This window comes from Pseudoalteromonas haloplanktis ATCC 14393, from assembly GCF_000238355.1.
GTDB lineage: Bacteria > Pseudomonadota > Gammaproteobacteria > Enterobacterales > Alteromonadaceae > Pseudoalteromonas > Pseudoalteromonas haloplanktis.
The window spans coordinates 528,411-546,823 of sequence record NZ_AHCA01000001.1; the positions used below are offsets into that span (position 1 = coordinate 528,411).

Below are 18,413 nucleotides of genomic sequence, written 5' to 3' on the forward strand. Positions count from 1 at the left end.
TTTATACAGTGCCAAAAATTTTATCGCCCGCATCCCCAAGACCAGGAATAATATAGCCTTTTTCATTTAGGTGACTATCTAGGGAAGCTGTAAATATTTCCACATCTGGATGAGCAGCAAGTGTTTTTTCAACACCCTCAGGTGCAGCAACAAGCACAATCACTTTGATTTCTTTACAACCGGCTTTTTTTAACATGTCGATAGTTGCGATCATCGAGCCACCAGTTGCTAGCATAGGATCAATAACCAGACTTAAACGTTCATCAATCTTGCCAACCAGTTTCTCAAAATAAGGAATGGGCTCTAAGGTTTCTTCATTACGTTGCAAACCCACAACGCTGACTTTAGCGGCAGGTAATAATTGCATTACGCCATCCATCATACCAAGTCCAGCACGCAAAATTGGCACTACGGTGATTTTTTTACCTTTGATATGCTCAACATCTAATTGATTACCATCCCAGCTGGTAACCTGTACTTTTTCAAGCGGCAGATTTTTCGTTGCTTCATAAGTTAACAACGTACCCACTTCAGAAGAAAGTTCACGGAAACTCTTGGTACTGATCCCATATTCGCGCATAAGGCCAAGTTTATGTTGAACAAGTGGATGATTAATTACATGAATTGTCATAATAATGCCTAAAAGAAAAATAAATTGCGCTTATTTTAGCTTAAAAAATGCCATCAGACTTCAAAAAAGCATGAACAGTGCAATAAAAGTCGAATCAACTTATTCCAGCCCCACTGTTTTATCTCATTTAACGCAATAATTGTTCTTTTTTGAAGTAACTACACTATAATATGGCTATAAAAAATTTGCTTACTCGGGTTTTATGTCAAAGTTTGCTATTGAGATCATACTCAGTGTTTTATTAGCGGTAATACCTACGTTAGCAGAGGCTAAAAAAACATTAAAAGTGCAGATCATGACCGACTTTGCACCTCAAGTAGATGGTGACTCGCATAATATTGCTACTCAGTTCATGCTGGATATCGAAAAGCAGCTCAATGGTGCTATCGCTCTAAACTTTATTCCTGCAAGTAGGCTAAGAGAATGGCAACAACTACACACCCTGCAAGACGTGTGTTTGTACAATAAAGCCAAAACACCCGAACGCCTTAATAATGCGCTTTTTAGCCATTACCCCATTATGGCTTTTCCCGCAAACCGCTTAGTGGTTTATAATCACCCAGAATTACCACAAAGTGTCAGTTTAGAAGACGCTATAAATAAATATAAGCTCATCATCGGCATTACATCTGGCCGTGCGTACGGCAGTGAAATCGATGATTACATACGTAAACACCCAGACTCATTTATGACCTTAGCTGGTACCACTAGTGCTTTACGGCTTAGCCAAATGTTGTTCCAAAACAAAGTAGATGCCATTATTGAATACAGTGCAGTGTTTGTTTCTCGCCACGGTAAAGATCCAAGAACCACTGATATCCGCTACCTAAGCGTTGCAAACAGTAATCAGGCAATATTCGGTTATATTGCGTGCTCACGTTCAGACCAAGGCCAGCAAGCAATCGCGTTATTTGATCAAGCACTGCAATCGGCAAGTCTTCAACAAGCAATTATTACCAGTCACGAACACACTTTTGTTCCCCCCGAACAAACATTATTGATCAACGCATTAAAAAGCGCATTTAAAACACCAAAGCCATAACTAGTTTAAAATTTGTTCCATCACCCAGCTTGTATGAGTCGCTGAATGGCCTGTAGAAGGATGAGTGATGTTTTTTAGCAGTGCCGCTGCCATATTTTCAACGTGGTACTGCTGAATATGAGTCGGGTTTGCTATGTTGTATTGTATTTCACCCGTTTCGTTAATAACAGAAATGGCTTGTTCATCAAATACACTAAAGCTGATCTCGCCTTTTTCGCCATACACAGTAACAACATCAAAACGTGAAAAACCGCCAAAATTCCAGCTGCCCGAACCGGTAATGCCATTTTTATGTTGCCAACACGCTGTAATTGCATCAAACGCCTTATACAAACTTTGTTGGTTGCAAGCAAGCCCTTTGACATGCTCATAATCACCAAATAAATAGCCGAATAAATCAAGGCCATGACTGGCTAAGTCATCAAAATATCCCCCAGGGGCAATGGCTTTATCCGTTCGCCAATTATATTCACCTGACTTATCTTGCTCACTGGCGGCTTTACTTAAATGCCAGTTAACATGACGAACTTGGCCAATTTCACCAGCATCAATCAGGCTTTTTACTTTATTAAAACGCGGTAAAGAGCGACGATAATACGCCACATATAACGGAATGTTTTTACTCGTAAAGGCTTCAAGAATAGCTTCACTTTGCGCTAACGTTGGCGCGAGTGGTTTTTCAATGCAACACGGTTTACCTGCTGCAGCTACTTTTAATGCCAACACCTTATGGCTATCGGGAGGGGTTGCAATATACACAGCATCAATCTCATCACTTGCAATCAATTCATCGGCCGTTTTAAATACCAAAGGCACATTGTGACGTTTTGCATAATCCTCAGCAAGTGCAGTGTCTCTGCGGGTAACGGCATGTAACACAAAACCTGCGGTGTGTTGATACGCAGGGCCACTTTTCACCTCTGTTACTGCACCACAACCAATCATTCCCCAACGAATTTGTTTCGTCATGCAAGTTTGCTCCCAAAATTTATTTTTGTAATTTGATATTGTTTGCGCATATAAGCATTAACTTTTTTGTGCGCTGGGCTCCAGCCCATTAAAAACCGATAAAAATCAGCCCAAGCAACCGGCCATAGTGTTTGCCACGCGTTAAGAACAACAGCTGTATACTCACTGTGACCAAACTGCTGCATAGCACCACTAAAGTGACGAAAATAACTCGCTAAATAGTCATCAGCAGTATCCTCAAGTTGCTGCTCATTTAAACAGCTACCCAAAAAATACATAACGTCAACAACACCAACGCCACCACCAGTATATTGAAAGTCATAGCCTAAAACATCCATCGTCGAATTATTAACAGCAAAATTCGCAAGTTTTGCATCACCGTGAATAAGCGTTTGATACGGGCAGTTACGCAATATTTTATCTATTTTATCTGCGTGCTGCTTTAATGTGCTTTCGTGCATATTTTCATATTCATCTGGGCGTGTTGCTAAATGCCAATAGTTTCCCTGCAGCCAAAGGCCATCGGGGTTAACTTGAAAGTGAAAAGCATGAAAATACCCTAGCCATTTAATAATTGCTGCTATATGTGCGTCAGTTTCTTGCGCACAAGTAAAACCTTCAGCTGCAAAATCAGCAAACACCAATACCTTTTGCGAGTCATGCTTTATAGCCTTAAAACAACTAAGCGCCCGAGATTGCGAAGGTAATTGTGGTGCATAATGCAGGTACCAATTGTATTCAACATCATAAGAGCAATGCTTACGATTAATTGCAAACTCAGTTTGTGAAATTCGCGGGTGATTTATCTGATCGGGCACACTAATCGCTTTAATAACACATGCTTTTTCATCCAATCGACAACGCACTATTTCACCACAGCCACTCCACAATGAAGTAATCGTTTCGGTGATTTTAATATTCTTATAATGAAGACTAATTAAAGGCAGATAAAAAGACATACACACCAAGGTTTACACAATCTGCGTGTAGTATGGCATAAACGGTTGCAAATTAAAGGGCTTAGATAATAAGAGTGTGATGTTAAGCTAACAAAAAAGCCCAGACAAAATTGCATGGGCTTTAAAATAAAAGCGCCCTTACTGCTGGGCGCTTACATTGTTGAATTAAGCTAACTCAAATTTTACTGATTTACTGCCGTTTTTAGTGGCTGTGGATTTAGCGGCTGTGCGTTTTCGTCGAGTAAGTTCATATCAAAATCAAACTCATCAACACGGATTGCGCGCTCACGTTTTTTGTTGTAATCAATCAGTTTAGCGTATTCTTCCTCAGTGATTACGTTCGCAACGAGTGCATTATCTAACGTTAGCGCAAAACGAATACCCGGTTTGATTGTTTTAGCACGCAAGGCTTTTTTCACTTTTGCGAGTAAATCTAAACAGCCCATTTTAGCTTGGTATGCTTGCTCGTTAATGTAATGACCATCACCTTCAACAGGTTTAACTAAGTGCGTGATTTGCTTTTTAAAGGCAGTATCAAGTTGCGCTTGTTTGGCTAATTCACGAACTAAGTCATCGCTGATTTTTGGCATTTTAGTTGCGTAGTTCATGGTGATGAAACGCATAAACTTACGTGTGCCACTTGCTGGGAAGTTATCTAAAAACTTGTGCAATGCTTCTTCAGCGCTTTGCAGAGCAAAACGAGTTGCATAGTGGAAGTATGGCGCTGCTTGCTCGCGTTCACTGCTCGCTACTTTTTGCTCGTAATATTTGATAGATGCCATGGCCGCATAAAGGAAACTCATTACGTCACCTAAACGAGCGGATAACATTTCTGCTTGCTTAAGCTTGCCGCCCAGCACTAATAACGAGAAATCAGCGTAAACAGCGAGTTTTGCTGATAATTTTTGTGCTGCTTTTTCATATTCACGCACTTCAGGAAGTGGTGAATTAGCACCTGCGGTAAACGGTAAAACACCTAAGCGGAATGCACGTAAGCTGTTAGCTACACTGTAACCCACTGTTTTACGCAAGATGCTGTTAAATTCTTTATCAGCGTTTTTATCTTCACTATGGATCGATTCAACCATAGATTGTAAATATGGGTGACAACGCATCACACCTTGACCAAAAATCATCAGGTTACGGGTGAGGATGTTTGCGCCTTCTACCGTAATGGCAATAGGTTGTGCTACATAACCACTGGCTAACGTGTTTTGTGGGCCGTTTTGAATCGCTTTACCCGCTTGGATATCCATAGCAGAATCGAGTACATCGCGGCCAATTTCGGTCATATGATACTTAGCAATTGCAGTAACTACTGATGGCTTTAAGCCCATGCCTAAACCTTCAGTTGTCAGCACACGCATCGCTTCTTGAAGGTACGTTTTACCTGCAATATCAGCGAGTTTTTCTTGAATACCTTCAAACTGACCAATCGCTAAACCAAATTGCTCACGCACTGCAGCGTATTCAGAAGCACCTTTAAAGGCCACTTGTGATGAACTTACACCTAACGCAGGTAGTGAAATACCACGACCAGCACCTAAACAGCTAACCAGCATTTGCCAACCACGGCCGATGTTCTTTTGACCACCAATGATAAAGTCCATTGGTACAAATACTTTATCACCGCGTGTAGTCCCGTTGTAAAAACGAATCCCCATTGGATCATGACGATTACCAAGCTCTACACCTGGGTGATCTTTTGGAATAAGTGCACAGGTGATACCTAGGTTTTCTTTACCGCCTAGCAATCCATTAGGATCAACCACTTTAAAAGCTAAACCTAGCACTGTCGCAATCGGTGCAAGTGTGATGTAGCGCTTGTCCCAGGTGATCTCAAGTCCAAGTACTTCTTCACCGTTGTGCATACCTTTTGTGACCACACCGATGTCAGGAATACCACCTGCATCAGAGCCCGCTTCTGGGCTGGTTAGGGCAAAACAAGGAATATCACGACCATTTGCAAGGCGCGGTAAGTAATGTGCTTGTTGTTCTTGTGTACCAAAATGCAGTAGTAATTCACCCGGACCTAATGAGTTTGGTACCATAACAGTTACCGCAACAGCCGAACTCTTAGTAGCGATTGTGCCAACAATGGTTGAGTTTGCGTAAGGGCTAAATTCTAAACCACCAAATGACTTAGGAATGATCAGTGAAAAGAAACGCTCTTTTTTCAGAAAATCTAAAATGTAGTCAGGTAAGTGGATACCGCTTTGAATTTCCGTGTCGTCGATCATACCCAGTAACTCTTGTAATGGGCCATCGATAAATGCTTGCTCATCGGCGCTTAAAACCGCAGCGGGTACCGCGCGTAAAGCCTCAAAATCAGGCTTACCTTGGTAGATAGAGCCTTCTAACCACACATCACCTGCATCTAATGCTTCTTGTTCTGTAATTGAAATACTTGGTAATACTTTTTTTAATTTTGTGCGTAAACTCATGATTAACTCATCCGACCAGATAATAATAACCCTATTACGTCATAAAAATGAGATTAGATCAATTGCTCTAACCATTTTTTTAACAGTTTTTTCAATTTATTTTTATCGGCAGGCGCTAAGCTATTGAATAAAAACAGCTAACACGTGTACGCTGAAATGAAAAATAAAGCCAGGTAAACAGTAAATATTTAAAACTCACTTTATAGCCACAGGAACCCTCACAAAAAACAGACCATAAAATTAACAATTAAAACCATTTGATAATTAATGCAACTATTATTTGATATAAAAATATCAAAACATGATAGAAAATCACAACTTTTAATACCATTAACGTGACAATCTAACATTGGGAATGAAGCAAAATAAGTTCTCTACCGAAATATAATATTAATAATTAAAGGGTTTCTTTATGTCTGGTAGGTATTTTAAACAAAGTCTAATTGCAACTAGTATTGCAAGCGTATTATTAAGTGGTGTTGCACCGCTTACAGCAAACGCTGCAGAAGCTAAAGATGATGTAGAGGTTATTGAAGTAAGAGGTATTCGTGGTAGTACCGTGGCCGCAATTAACACAAAGCGCTTTGCAGCATCACAAGTTGATGGCATTGCAGCAGAGGATATTGGTAAATTACCTGATGTCACCATTGCAGACTCACTGCAACGTATCACCGGTGTGCAAATTGAGCGAGTGGCCGGTGAAGGGGGACCAATCGCGATACGTGGTTTACCACAAGTTGATACCACATTAAATGGCGAAGTATTTCTAAGTGCGACGACAATAGACAGTTCAGGAGCTGACTTTGGTGACTTACCATCCCAGTTATTCTCTGGTGTAGATGTCTACAAATCAGCAACATCGAGTAATAGTGCCGCGGGTATTGCCGGTTCAGTTAACTTAAAAACACGTCGCCCTTTTGATATGGATGAAGGATGGGTTGTCTCTGGAGGTGCTGAAATCACGCGCGGCTCTATCAGTGACGAAACCGATCCTAATATTAATGGCTTACTCAGTTATAACAACGGAAAAGTAGGTTTCTTATTCTCTGCGGTTACTTCTGAGGCAAACTTAGCAAGCGACTACAACGGTTACAATGACACCTCTGAAAATGGCGGTTTAGGTTGGACTGAAAACAACCATACATGGGGCGAGCAACCGGCAGAAGGTGGCGAAGTTTACAACATCATTCCACATGGCTTTACCGCGTTTAATAAAACAGAAGAACGTAAGCGTGATGCCGTGCAATTTTCTTTTCAAGCTGACTTAGGTGAAGGCTTTGAGTTAACCGCTGATTATTTTTATACAAAACAAGACAGGTTTAATGCTCGCCGCGGCTTTAACCACAATAGCCGTTGGCAAACATACGCCAATTATGCCTATGCTACAAATTCAACAGGTGACACCTTTACTGATGCTGACGGCAATCCTTGGCAAGGTGTCGATGCATTTAAAATGCGCCCTTACCGGATGCAGTCATTCACGCAAGCTAATGGTAACGAAGAAAAATCGCAGAACTTTAACCTCGAGCTTAATTATGACAATGGTGGCGCATTAACAGGTCAAGTGAGAGCAACCTTTGCCCGTGCGACGGCTAAGATGCGCCACGGATATGGTGAAGGCGATATTTTAAGTATCGATCAAGGCAGTTTAGTCACAGGTCCTGGTGGATTAAACCCAGCCGAGTTCTGTAATAATGGTGAAGCAATCATAGGTGACCAAGGGGGTTGTAACGCCCTATATTCACAAGGGATAGAGTCAAATGATTTCTTTATTACCTACGATGCGGCAGGAACACACCCTGCATTTGGTGGGTTTGATCAAATGGTCAACGGCGGTAAAGGCATGCGTAGCGTTGCCGACTACATGGCCGATCTAGACTCCTACCATGTAGGCGCATTTTCATCAGAAGGAAATACCGACGATGAAGGTGAAATCAATACCTTTAGCACCAAATGGAATTATGCTTTAGAAGATAACCCATTTATAACCAGCGTTGATTTTGGCCTACGTTACTCTGAACGTAAAGTAGATCACGACCAGTTTACTTATACATCTGAGTTTGGTGATGGCTGTGACATTGCCCAGTGGAAAGCGGTGGATCAACAGTACAATGGTGCGGCTGAGGGCGATCCCTGCTACCAAGTACAAGGAACAGGTGAGCTGGTTAATGGTAGCTGGACACCTTACACCTTATTACCCCCTACCCGCCTCGATCAGCATGCCTCTGTTTCATGGCAAACAAACTTTGGCGGGGTTACCGGTATTCCCGGTGTTTGGTCAATTGATCCTGATAACTTCCGTGATCCACGTCAATTCCATGAAGATGTATTTGGCAATGTTGCCCGCACAGAAAATGGTGGCTCAACTTACGATGTCGCTTTAGATGAACTTAGCTACTTTTTACAAGCCAACTTCGAGTACGAAGCACTCAGCGGTAATATTGGTATGAAAGTAGTTGAAACTAATCTATACGTAAAACAGAACCTCGTCGGTCCTAACCTGCCGCATTCAGGCTTAGGTCCTGATATTGGTGATACTGTAACTGATCGCAGTTATACTGATTACCTCCCTTCTGTAAATTTAGCTTACTCTGCCACGGACGATATTATCTTACGTGCTTCTTGGTCTAAAAATATGCAGCCTCTTAACTTAGATCAGTGGGGTGCGGGTAAAACAGTCGGCTCAGTATTTGATGACAGCTGCGGCTGTATGCGAGTCGTTAACGGTACATTAAACGGCAACCCTGCACTTGACCCTTGGCGCTCGGAAAACTATTCACTTTCTGCTGAATGGTATATGGGTGAAGCATCGATGATGTATGTCGCCACTTATGATATTGAAATTGAGAGCTTTACCGAAAGCTCAACCGTAATGATTGATGAGCCCGACTCTGATGGTGTAAGCCGTGGACCTTGGCCATTTACAGCCAACGTACAAGGTAATGGCGGTGGGGTTACCGGTTATGAAATTGGCACTAAACTAGCGTTTGGTGATGTATTTGAGACTAATAGCTTTATCGATAATTTTGGTATCGATGCAAACTATACTTACAGCGATAGCTCACAAGATACTAAAGATGTACATGGTAATGACTTGCCTTTTGTCGGTATGTCTAAAGATACCTATAACTTTGTCTTATGGTATGAGCAAGATGCATTCTCAACACGCCTCGCTTATAACTTTAGAAGCCCACGTTTGATCACCCAAGGTAGTGCTTCGACAGGTGGTCAGTCACTTTACCAAGATGATTATGCGCAACTTGATTTGAACGTAAGCTACCACTTCGATGAAAACATTACCGTGTATATCAATGGTTCAAATATCACTGAAGAAATTCAACAAACTTACGTAGAGTTTTCTGGCCAAAAAGCCTTCCAGAATGTCTATGAAGCACGTTGGACATTGGGTACGCGTATTACCTTCTAGTCGTTTTTTTAGCTAGTAAAATGCACAATAAAACCGCTAACAAATTTGTTAGCGGTTTTTATACTAATAACAAGAGTACGCTAATGAATAGCTCACCGCTAAAAAAAATCAATAATCTTGTCATAGTGGGTGGCGGCACCACTGGTTGGATGACCGCTGCCGCATTAAGCCAACACTTTAAAGGGCAAGCAATTACGATCACGGTAGTTGAATCCACAGTGCTTGGCACCGTAGGGGTTGGTGAGGCAACCATTCCAACGCTTCGACGCTTTTGTAATGCACTGGGTTACAGCGATGATGATATTATTAAAGCAACCAACGCAACATGTAAATTAGGGATCGAGTTCCAAGATTGGTATCAACTGGGTAGTCGTTTTATACACCCATTTGGTTTGTACGGACAAAGCACCAAAGAAGTCCCCTTTCATCACTATTGGTTACGCGCAAAACAGCATGGTCACCACGTGCCCCTAAGTGCGTATTCATTAGGCGCCAATTTAGCTCGGCAGAATAAGTTTTCCCCTCAGCAAAAGCCGCCCACAAACCAACTTGAAGTATTTGATTGGGCCTATCATTTTGATGCCAGCTTATTTGCTAATTTAATGAAAAAACACGCTCTATCACTAGGAGTAAAGTTAATTGATAAACAAGTCACGCAGGTAACCGTTGCGCAGAATTCGCAGCAAATTAGTCAGCTCTTATTTTCTGACAACAGCCGATTACAGGGGGATTTTTTTATTGATTGCTCCGGTTTTAAAGGTTTATTACTGCAACAAGCTTTACAGGTACCTTACATAAATTGGAGCCAATGGCTGGTCTGCGATCGGGCATTTGCAGTGCAGACACACTCCCATAAACACATAAACGCTCGCACAATCGCTAAAGCCCATAGTGCTGGCTGGCAATGGCAAATACCGTTACAAAACCGAACTGGAAACGGAATTGTTTATTCCAGCAAATATTGTACAGATCAACAAGCGCTTAATACTCTAGAAGGCTCACTAACTGAAGCAATGATCAATGAGCCTAAAGCGTTGTCTTTTACTCCAGGTCGGTGTAAGCAGGTATGGCAGGGTAACTGTATTGCCATAGGTTTAGCAGCAGGATTTTTAGAACCATTAGAGTCCACCAGTATTGCTTTAGTTGAAACAGCGATAGCGCGTATCCAGCAGTTACTGACGACGGGACAATATACTGCGCAAACACAAAAACAGTTTAACGACACAACTACACTTGAGTATGAACATGTGCGTGACTTTATTATTTTGCATTACAAACTAAACCAGCGAACAGACTCTGCAATGTGGCAATACTGCCGAGATATGCCAATTCCAACTAGTTTAGCGCAAAAAATGCAGGTATTTAAAGATACTGGCCATGTACTGCCACGTGCATGGGAAATGTTTGGTAAAGACAGCTGGCTGGCTATTTTTGATGGATTTAATTACCTACCCGAACACTATCATCCGCGTGCCGATAACATGCCTGCGCAATATCTAATAGAACAATTAAATTTTATGCAAAACACCATTACAACACTTACTCAGCAAACACCAACACACAGTGAGTTTTTAAGTAAATTTACTCAAAGCACTTGTTATTAACCAAGGTAAATAATCACGATGCAATTAACACAACAACCCATAACAAAAATAGTCATTGCAGGTGGTGGCACTGCCGGTTGGCTCGCAGCCGCAACATTGAGCTACGCACTTAAAAAACAAGCCGTTGAGATCACATTAATTGAATCAGATGAAATTGGCACCATTGGTGTTGGTGAAGCGACTATTCCACCGCTTATCGCCATTTTAGAAAGTATCGGCATTGATTTAACTGACTTTATCAAACACACGCAAGCCACATTTAAGCTCGGTATTCAATTTACAGATTGGTACAATAAAGGAGAGGCTTATTTTCATCCGTTTGGCACCTTAGGTCGTAATATAGATGGTCACGATTTTTATCAATGTTGGTTAAAAGCTGCCGCCGAGGGTGATTCCACACCACTAATGGCGCATTCTCCAGAGGCTATATTGGCTCAACATAATAAATTTTTTATCCCCCACGAGGCACACAATACAGCACTGGGTCGCGCTCGCTTTGCCTTACATTTAGACGCTGGTTTAATGGCACGTTATTTAAGGCGTTATGCCCAAAACAATGGCGTAAAGCGCATTGAAGGGGTTATCACCGATGTGCACCAAGATAATACCGGAAATATTTCTCATTTACATGTCAATCAACAGTCTGTTACTGGGGAGTTTTTTATCGACTGCTCTGGTTTTAAAGGCCTTTTAATTGAACAAACTTTGCATGCGGGTTTTGATGATTGGAGCGACTACCTGCCCTGTAACCGTGCCGTAACGGTACAAACAACTCACAGTAAAACAATCAGCCCTTATACTGTCGCAAAAGCACAAAACGCAGGCTGGAGCTGGCACATTCCCTTACAACATCGCATGGGGAATGGTTACGTATTTTGCGATAAATACTGCACTGACCAACAAGCGATAGACACACTCCTTGCAAACGTCACTGGTGAATTGCTAACCCACCCCAAAGTAATTGCCTTTAAAACCGGGGTCCGTAAACAAGCTTGGCTTAAAAATTGTTTAAGCCTCGGACTCGCACAGGGGTTTATTGAGCCTTTGGAGTCAACGGCTATTCACTTAGTGTCAAAAAGCTTAGCCTTGTTCATTAAAATGTTCCCTGATAACAGTGACACAAATCAAGTGATCATAGATGAATTTAATCGTCGTATTCACCAAGACTACCTTGAGATCCGCGATTTTTTAGTGCTGCACTATTGCACAACGGCACGTAGCGACACGGAGTTTTGGCAACGTTGCGCCTCGATGGCGATACCGCAAAGCTTGCAACAAAAATTAGCTATCTTTAAAGTCGCGGGCACATTAACCCCAGCGGCTGAGCAATTATTTCAACCCACAAGCTGGTATGCGGTGCTTAACGGCATGCAAGTGATGCCATCACGGTATAATCCGGTACTTGACTCACTCGACAGCAATAAGCTCATCCAAAGCTTACACCAAGGCAGTGAAGCGATTGCTCAGGCGGCCTTAACACAGCCTAGCCATGCTGACTTTATTACGCGGTTTTGTGATGCCAAGGAGATTTATCAAAAGTCAGCGTAGTGACCTGAAGTTAGGTTTAATAATACTGATGGAGCAAGTGCGATTTCAAGCCCGCGCTTGCCTGCACTCACGTAGATAGTATCAAATTGCTGTGCACTATTATGAAGATAGGTAGCAAGACGTTTTTTTTGCCCCAACGGGCTTACACCACCAAGAACATACCCTGTACTATTTTCAACTTTTTGTGCAGCTGCCATGTGTACTTTTTTAGCCCCACAAGCTTTTGCTAACAGCTTTAAGTTAACTTGCTGTGTTACCGGTGTAATTGCCACAATTAACTGCTGTGTATTCGTTTCAAGTACTAAGGTTTTAAATACTTGCGTGGCTGGTAAGGCTAACTTTTCAACCGCTTCTAAACCAAAACTTGTCGAATTTGCATCATGCTCATAACTGAGCACTGTAAAGCTGGCTTGGTGTTTTTTTAAAAGCTGTGTTGCGGGTGTCATCGTTATCCCCTGTAAATTGTATTCGTCAAATAATAACAGTCCTTAGCAGCCATCAATAGCAACATAAGGCAATGATTTGCATAATTTATAACCTGCTCATTGGTATTTAACCACACAGCAACGAGATAATGAATAAATAAAGCTCCATTGTTCATATTGCTCTAAATCAGAACAGCAAGACCCCATAATAGAAACTAAAAATATTCTATGAATTACCTATAAAACATAAACTTAAATAACCTATAACATTAAAGCCTATACAGGAGTTGCGATAATCAGGTGCACTTAGCGGTAACTTTTGGCATTATACTCCCCTAACTTCACCCATTAGGGTAATAATAGGGATAATAATGTTTTTAGATTACTTTGCTTTAGGGATACTCATCTTTGTTGGTATCTTTTTATTTTACGGCATCATCGCGCTGCACGACATACCTTACGAAATCGCTAAAAAGCGTAACCACCCACATCAAGATGCCATTCACTACGCCGGTTGGGTAAGTTTATTTACCTTACATGTATTGTGGCCATTTTTATGGATTTGGGCAACGTTATGGCGTGATGACCGAGGCTGGGGTTTTAACCATTTACAACAAGAGCACGATGAGTTAGCTACCAAAGTAGCGAATTTAACAGCAACCGTTGAAGCGTTGCAGTCACAATTAAGTACTAAAAATAATGAAGAAAAGAGCTAACTAATGGATTTACTTTTAATACTAACTTATACCGCTATCTGTGTTGTCGTTTTTAAAGTGTTTGATATTCCATTAAATAAGTGGACAGTACCGACCGCTATGCTTGGCGGTATTGTACTAATTGGCACCTTGATATTAGTAATGAACTATAACCATCCACATGCCAATATTGCGCGTAACGTTTATGTTACTACACCTATCGTGCCAAATGTACGCGGTATAGTGAAAACTATCACTGTTGAACCAAATGAAAAGGTTAAAGCCGGCGATTTACTATTTAGTATCGATGCAACTCCCTATCAAGCAAAAGTCAATGAAGCAACAGCACAATTACAAGATGCAATTCAAGCCGCTAAAGGTTTAGAAGCATCATATAAATCAGCACAGGCTAGCACTCTTAGAGCTAAAGCTGAGTATTTGCGTAGTAAAGTTGAATTTGAACGCTATGAAGAAGGCGCCAAAAAAGGGGCGTACTCAAAAGGCAGCGTAGATAATATGAAAGGTGTTTTTTACGCAGCTAAGGCAACCTATGAGGCAGCTCAAGCCGAAGAGGAACGTCAACGTATCGCATTCGAATCAAAGGTAAATGGCAAGCAAACTATCGTAGCACAGGCTGAAGCCCGCCTTGAAGAAGCACAGTTTAATCTAGATAGTACCAAAATTTATGCGCCTACAGACGGTTACGTCACGCAACTAACCTTGCGCCCAGGTATGATGGCTGTGCCTATGCCTTTGCGCCCTGTGATGTCCTTTGTTCATGATGAAGAGTCGCGTTTTGTTGCTTCGTTTAGACAAAACTCAGCACTTCGTTTACAGCCTGGCTATGAAGCTGATTTTATTTTCAAAGCTATTCCAGGTAAAACGTTTGCAGGAGAAATTGTATCTGTGCTTCCTGCCATGGCTGAAGGTCAGGTACAAGCACAAGGCACACTGATAGGTAGCGAGTATTTCCACCGAAATGGCCAAGTGGTTGTGGTATTAAAGCTTAAAGATGATATAAGTGAGTATAATTTACCAAAAGGAACCAGTGCTGAGGTAGCTGTCTATTCAGATCACTTTGAGCATGTATCTGTAATGCGTAAAGTATTGATCCGAATGAAGAGCTGGCAAAACTTTTTATTCTTAGATCACTAACAAGTAATATTAATGAATAAAAATGGCGCCAATTGGCGCCATTTTTTATTTAAAACGTTAAGAAGTAACTTACTTAGTTAGGTCATCAAAGAACTTTTTTACACCATCAAAAAAGCCTTTTTCTTTTGGACGATTTTTAGAACCATCCTTACCCATACTTACTTCAAGCTCTTCTAATAACTCACGCTGACGTTCATTTAGGTTAACTGGTGTTTCAATCACCACTTTACAGATCAAATCACCAACAGCACCACTGCGTACAGACTTAACGCCTTTACCACGCATACGGAACATCTTACCTGTTTGGCTCTCAGCGGGGATCTTTAACTTAGCACGGCCATCAAGCGTTGGCACTTCAATTTCACCGCCTAATGCAGCGGTAGTGAAACCGATGGGGACTTCACAATAAAGATTATTACCATCACGCTCAAAAATACGGTGTTCACGTACAGACACTTGCACATACAAGTCTCCCGCTGGTGCACCATGTACCCCAGCCTCACCTTCACCAGATAAACGTATACGGTCGCCCGTATCTACACCCGCTGGAATTTTAACTGATAAGGTTTTAGTTTTCTCTACGCGGCCTTGACCATGACAGCTATTACATGGATCAGAAATTATCTGGCCTGTTCCCTGACACGTCGGGCAAGTTTGCTGTACTGCAAAGAACCCTTGGCGCATTTGTACTTGGCCTGCACCGTGACATGTTGTACATATCTTAGGTTTCGAACCTGCTTTAGCACCACTACCATCACAAGGTGAACAGCTTACCCATGTCGGTACTTTAATTTCAACTTCTTTACCACGAACCGCTTCTTCTAAGCTTAAGTCCATGTTGTAACGTAGATCAGCACCGCGTTGCTGGCGCGATTGACGACGACCACCGCCGCCACCAAAAATATCACCGAACACGTCACCAAAAATATCACCAAAATCACCTTGACCGTGCCCACCATGATGGCCGCCACCGCCGTTTTCAAACGCGGCATGACCATATTGATCGTACATTTGGCGCTTTTGGCTATCGGTGAGGATCTCGTAAGCTTCTTTTACTTCTTTGAACTTAGTTTCAAGCTCTTTATCGCCTGCGGTACGGTCTGGATGATATTTCATCGCTAAGCGTTTATACGCTTTTTTAATGTCTCTTTCGCCGGCATCTTTCGCCACACCAAGGACTTCATAATAATCGCGTTTTGACATATCTATCACACTACTCTTTTTATGCTACTGCAGCATTGCTGCGGATAAATCGATAAATCTTATCGATTTACCATTGAATTTTTTAAACGAAGTCTGCACGTCTTTACATGCAAAAGGCGCGTCAAGCTTATGCCTGCGCGCCTAAGTTGTTCATCCTAACTTAAATGACGATACCAGTCATCGTGTTTTCAGTTAGGCGAAGCGCTCGCAACAATTACTTGTCGTCTTTCACTTCTTCAAACTCAGCATCAACAACATCGTCATCTTGTTTAGCTGATTGTTGCGGTTGCTCACCAGCGTTACCGCCAGCTTGTTGAGCTTTCGCTTGTGCAATTTCCATTAATTTTTGTGACTTTTCAGCAAGTGCTTGAGTTTTAGCTTCAATCTCTTCTTTGTTGTCACTCTTAATGGCTGCTTCTAAGTCAACAACAGCGGCTTCGATAGCCTCTTTGTCTTCGCTTGGTAATGCATCGCCAGCTTCTTCGATTTGTTTGCGTGTACCATGAACCAATGCATCAGCTTGGTTACGAGCTGCAACTAGCTCTTCGAATTTTTTATCGTCTTCTGCGTGTGCTTCAGCATCACGAACCATTTTTTCAACTTCTTCGTCGCTTAGACCCGAAGATGCTTGAATAGTGATTTTTTGCTCTTTACCTGTATCTTTATCTTTTGCTGATACATGTAAGATGCCATCCGCGTCCACATCAAAAGTAACTTCGATTTGTGGTGTACCACGTTGCGCTGGACGAATACCTTCTAAGTTAAATTGACCTAGAGATTTATTGTCGCTAGCACGTTTACGCTCACCTTGCAGTACGTGGATTGTAACTGCAGCCTGATTATCTTCAGCGGTTGAGAATGTTTGCGATTTCTTAGTCGGAATCGTGGTGTTTTTCTCAATTAATGCAGTCATTACTGACCCCATAGTCTCAATACCTAGAGATAATGGTGAAACGTCTAGTAATAATACATCTTTAACATCACCCGCTAGCACACCACCTTGAATCGCCGCGCCAACTGCAACAGCTTCATCAGGGTTAACGTCTTTACGTGGCTCTTTACCAAAGAACTCTGACACTGTTTTTTGTACAAGTGGCATACGTGTTTGACCACCGACAAGGATGATGTCGTTAATATCACTTACAGATAAATCTGCATCAGCAAGTGCACGTTTCAGCGGTTCAATTGATTTAAGTACTAAGTCTTCAACAAGTGATTCAAGCTTCGCACGTGTTAATTTCACGTTCATGTGCTTAGGACCTGTTGCATCGGCTGTTACATACGGAAGATTTACTTCTGTAGATTGTGCTGATGAAAGTTCAATTTTTGCTTTTTCTGCCGCTTCTTTTACACGTTGCATTGCAAGTGGATCAGTTTTTAAATCTAAACCTTGATCTTTCTTGAATTCAGCTACTAAGTAGTTGATAACGCGGTTATCGAAATCTTCACCACCTAAGTGGGTATCACCATTTGTAGCAAGTACTTCAAATGTATGCTCGCCTTCAACTTCATCAATTTCAATGATTGATAAATCGAAAGTACCACCACCTAAGTCGTATACTGCAACGATATTCTCGCCTTTGTTTTTGTCCATGCCGTAAGCAAGAGCAGCAGCCGTTGGCTCATTGATGATACGTTTAACTTCAAGACCCGCGATACGACCCGCATCTTTGGTTGCTTGACGTTGTGAATCATTAAAGTATGCAGGAACAGTGATAACTGCTTCCGTCACAGCTTCGCCTAAGAAGTCTTCCGCTGTTTTCTTCATTTTTTTCAATACTTCGGCTGAGATTTGTGGTGCAGCGCGTTTTTCGCCGCCCGCTTCAACCCATGCATCGCCATTATCTGCTTTGATAATTTTGAAAGGCATGATGCCGATATCACGTTGTACTTCTTCGTCTTCAAAACGACGACCGATTAAACGCTTAATCGCAAATAATGTGTTTGTTGGGTTTGTCACTGCTTGACGTTTTGCAGGTTGACCAACTAATGTTTCACCATCTTGCGTGTACGCAATGATCGATGGTGTTGTGCGATCGCCTTCCGCATTCTCAATTACGCGTGCTTTATCGCCATCTAGTACCGCAACACAAGAGTTTGTAGTACCTAAATCGATTCCAATAATTTTACCCATGAATCATCTCCAACTTCAAAATTCGTTAATACGTTCGATGACTAGTAAATAGGGATGCTACAAACTTAATTCAACAGTAAAAATGAAAAAAAACTGATTTTTTATAATTTATTTTCTAAAAAACCCGATTACTTGCCTGTAATGGTGTTTTTTACAGCAACCATCACGTTTTTAACG

General features: G+C 41.7%; 13 protein-coding genes. 6 read left to right on the forward strand and 7 right to left on the reverse strand.

What is annotated here, in order from left to right:
- Position 1: 1 nt before the first annotated feature.
- Positions 2-631 carry a uracil phosphoribosyltransferase gene (upp, locus tag PHAL_RS0102180; protein WP_016706769.1) on the reverse strand — a complete coding sequence of 210 codons (630 nt, stop codon included), beginning with the start codon at positions 629-631 and terminating at the stop codon, positions 2-4.
- A 202-nt stretch (positions 632-833) separates the two neighbouring features.
- On the opposite strand from upp, the gene PHAL_RS22700 reads away from it, so the two are divergent.
- On the forward strand, positions 834-1,673 hold the full coding sequence (locus tag PHAL_RS22700; protein WP_016706770.1) for a hypothetical protein: 840 nt from the start codon (positions 834-836) through the stop codon (positions 1,671-1,673).
- Here the strand turns inward: PHAL_RS22700 and PHAL_RS0102190 are convergent, their stop codons facing one another.
- The 3 genes from PHAL_RS0102190 to PHAL_RS0102200 all read right to left on the reverse strand — a co-directional run bounded on the left by PHAL_RS0102190 (position 1,674) and on the right by PHAL_RS0102200 (position 6,045).
- Complete coding sequence (locus tag PHAL_RS0102190) at positions 1,674-2,642, reverse strand: Gfo/Idh/MocA family protein (RefSeq protein ID WP_016706771.1); 969 nt, start codon at positions 2,640-2,642, stop codon at positions 1,674-1,676.
- On the reverse strand, positions 2,639-3,601 hold the full coding sequence (locus tag PHAL_RS0102195) for a kinase (RefSeq protein ID WP_016706772.1): 963 nt from the start codon (positions 3,599-3,601) through the stop codon (positions 2,639-2,641). The genes PHAL_RS0102190 and PHAL_RS0102195 overlap by 4 nt, the downstream gene beginning before the upstream one ends.
- A 182-nt stretch (positions 3,602-3,783) precedes the next feature.
- Positions 3,784-6,045 (reverse strand): acyl-CoA dehydrogenase, encoded by a 2,262-nt coding sequence (locus PHAL_RS0102200; protein ID WP_016706773.1) that lies wholly within the window; start codon positions 6,043-6,045, stop codon positions 3,784-3,786.
- Positions 6,046-6,457: 412 nt separating this feature from the next.
- Between PHAL_RS0102200 and PHAL_RS0102205 the strand changes: the two genes are divergently transcribed.
- The 3 genes from PHAL_RS0102205 (at position 6,458) to PHAL_RS0102215 (ending at position 12,624) form a co-directional block, all read left to right on the forward strand.
- Positions 6,458-9,472: a TonB-dependent receptor gene (locus tag PHAL_RS0102205; protein ID WP_016706774.1), complete on the forward strand. Its 3,015-nt coding sequence runs from the start codon at positions 6,458-6,460 to the stop codon at positions 9,470-9,472.
- Between the two features lie 83 nt (positions 9,473-9,555).
- Positions 9,556-11,076 (forward strand): tryptophan halogenase family protein, encoded by a 1,521-nt coding sequence (locus PHAL_RS0102210; RefSeq protein ID WP_036980361.1) that lies wholly within the window; start codon positions 9,556-9,558, stop codon positions 11,074-11,076.
- Positions 11,077-11,094: 18 nt separating this feature from the next.
- A complete protein-coding gene (locus PHAL_RS0102215) occupies positions 11,095-12,624 on the forward strand; it encodes a tryptophan halogenase family protein (RefSeq protein ID WP_016706776.1) in 1,530 nt (509 codons plus the stop codon).
- On the opposite strand, the gene ybaK is transcribed toward PHAL_RS0102215, so the two are convergent.
- Positions 12,609-13,070 (reverse strand): Cys-tRNA(Pro) deacylase, encoded by a 462-nt coding sequence (ybaK, locus tag PHAL_RS0102220; protein ID WP_016706777.1) that lies wholly within the window; start codon positions 13,068-13,070, stop codon positions 12,609-12,611. The genes PHAL_RS0102215 and ybaK overlap by 16 nt on opposite strands.
- Before the next feature lie 350 nt (positions 13,071-13,420).
- Here ybaK and PHAL_RS0102225 point away from each other — a divergent pair, with 350 nt between their 5' ends.
- Both PHAL_RS0102225 and PHAL_RS0102230 read left to right on the forward strand, forming a co-directional pair.
- A complete protein-coding gene (locus PHAL_RS0102225) occupies positions 13,421-13,765 on the forward strand; it encodes a DUF3302 domain-containing protein (RefSeq protein ID WP_016706778.1) in 345 nt (114 codons plus the stop codon).
- A gap of 3 nt (positions 13,766-13,768) precedes the next feature.
- Positions 13,769-14,899 carry an HlyD family secretion protein gene (locus tag PHAL_RS0102230; RefSeq protein WP_016706779.1) on the forward strand — a complete coding sequence of 377 codons (1,131 nt, stop codon included), beginning with the start codon at positions 13,769-13,771 and terminating at the stop codon, positions 14,897-14,899.
- Positions 14,900-14,968: 69 nt separating this feature from the next.
- On the opposite strand, the gene dnaJ is transcribed toward PHAL_RS0102230, so the two are convergent.
- Together dnaJ and dnaK are read right to left on the reverse strand one after the other, a co-directional pair.
- Positions 14,969-16,102 carry a molecular chaperone DnaJ gene (gene dnaJ / locus PHAL_RS0102235; RefSeq protein WP_016706780.1) on the reverse strand — a complete coding sequence of 378 codons (1,134 nt, stop codon included), beginning with the start codon at positions 16,100-16,102 and terminating at the stop codon, positions 14,969-14,971.
- A gap of 214 nt (positions 16,103-16,316) precedes the next feature.
- Positions 16,317-18,236 carry a molecular chaperone DnaK gene (gene dnaK, locus PHAL_RS0102240; RefSeq protein ID WP_016706781.1) on the reverse strand — a complete coding sequence of 640 codons (1,920 nt, stop codon included), beginning with the start codon at positions 18,234-18,236 and terminating at the stop codon, positions 16,317-16,319.
- Positions 18,237-18,413 lie beyond the last annotated feature (177 nt).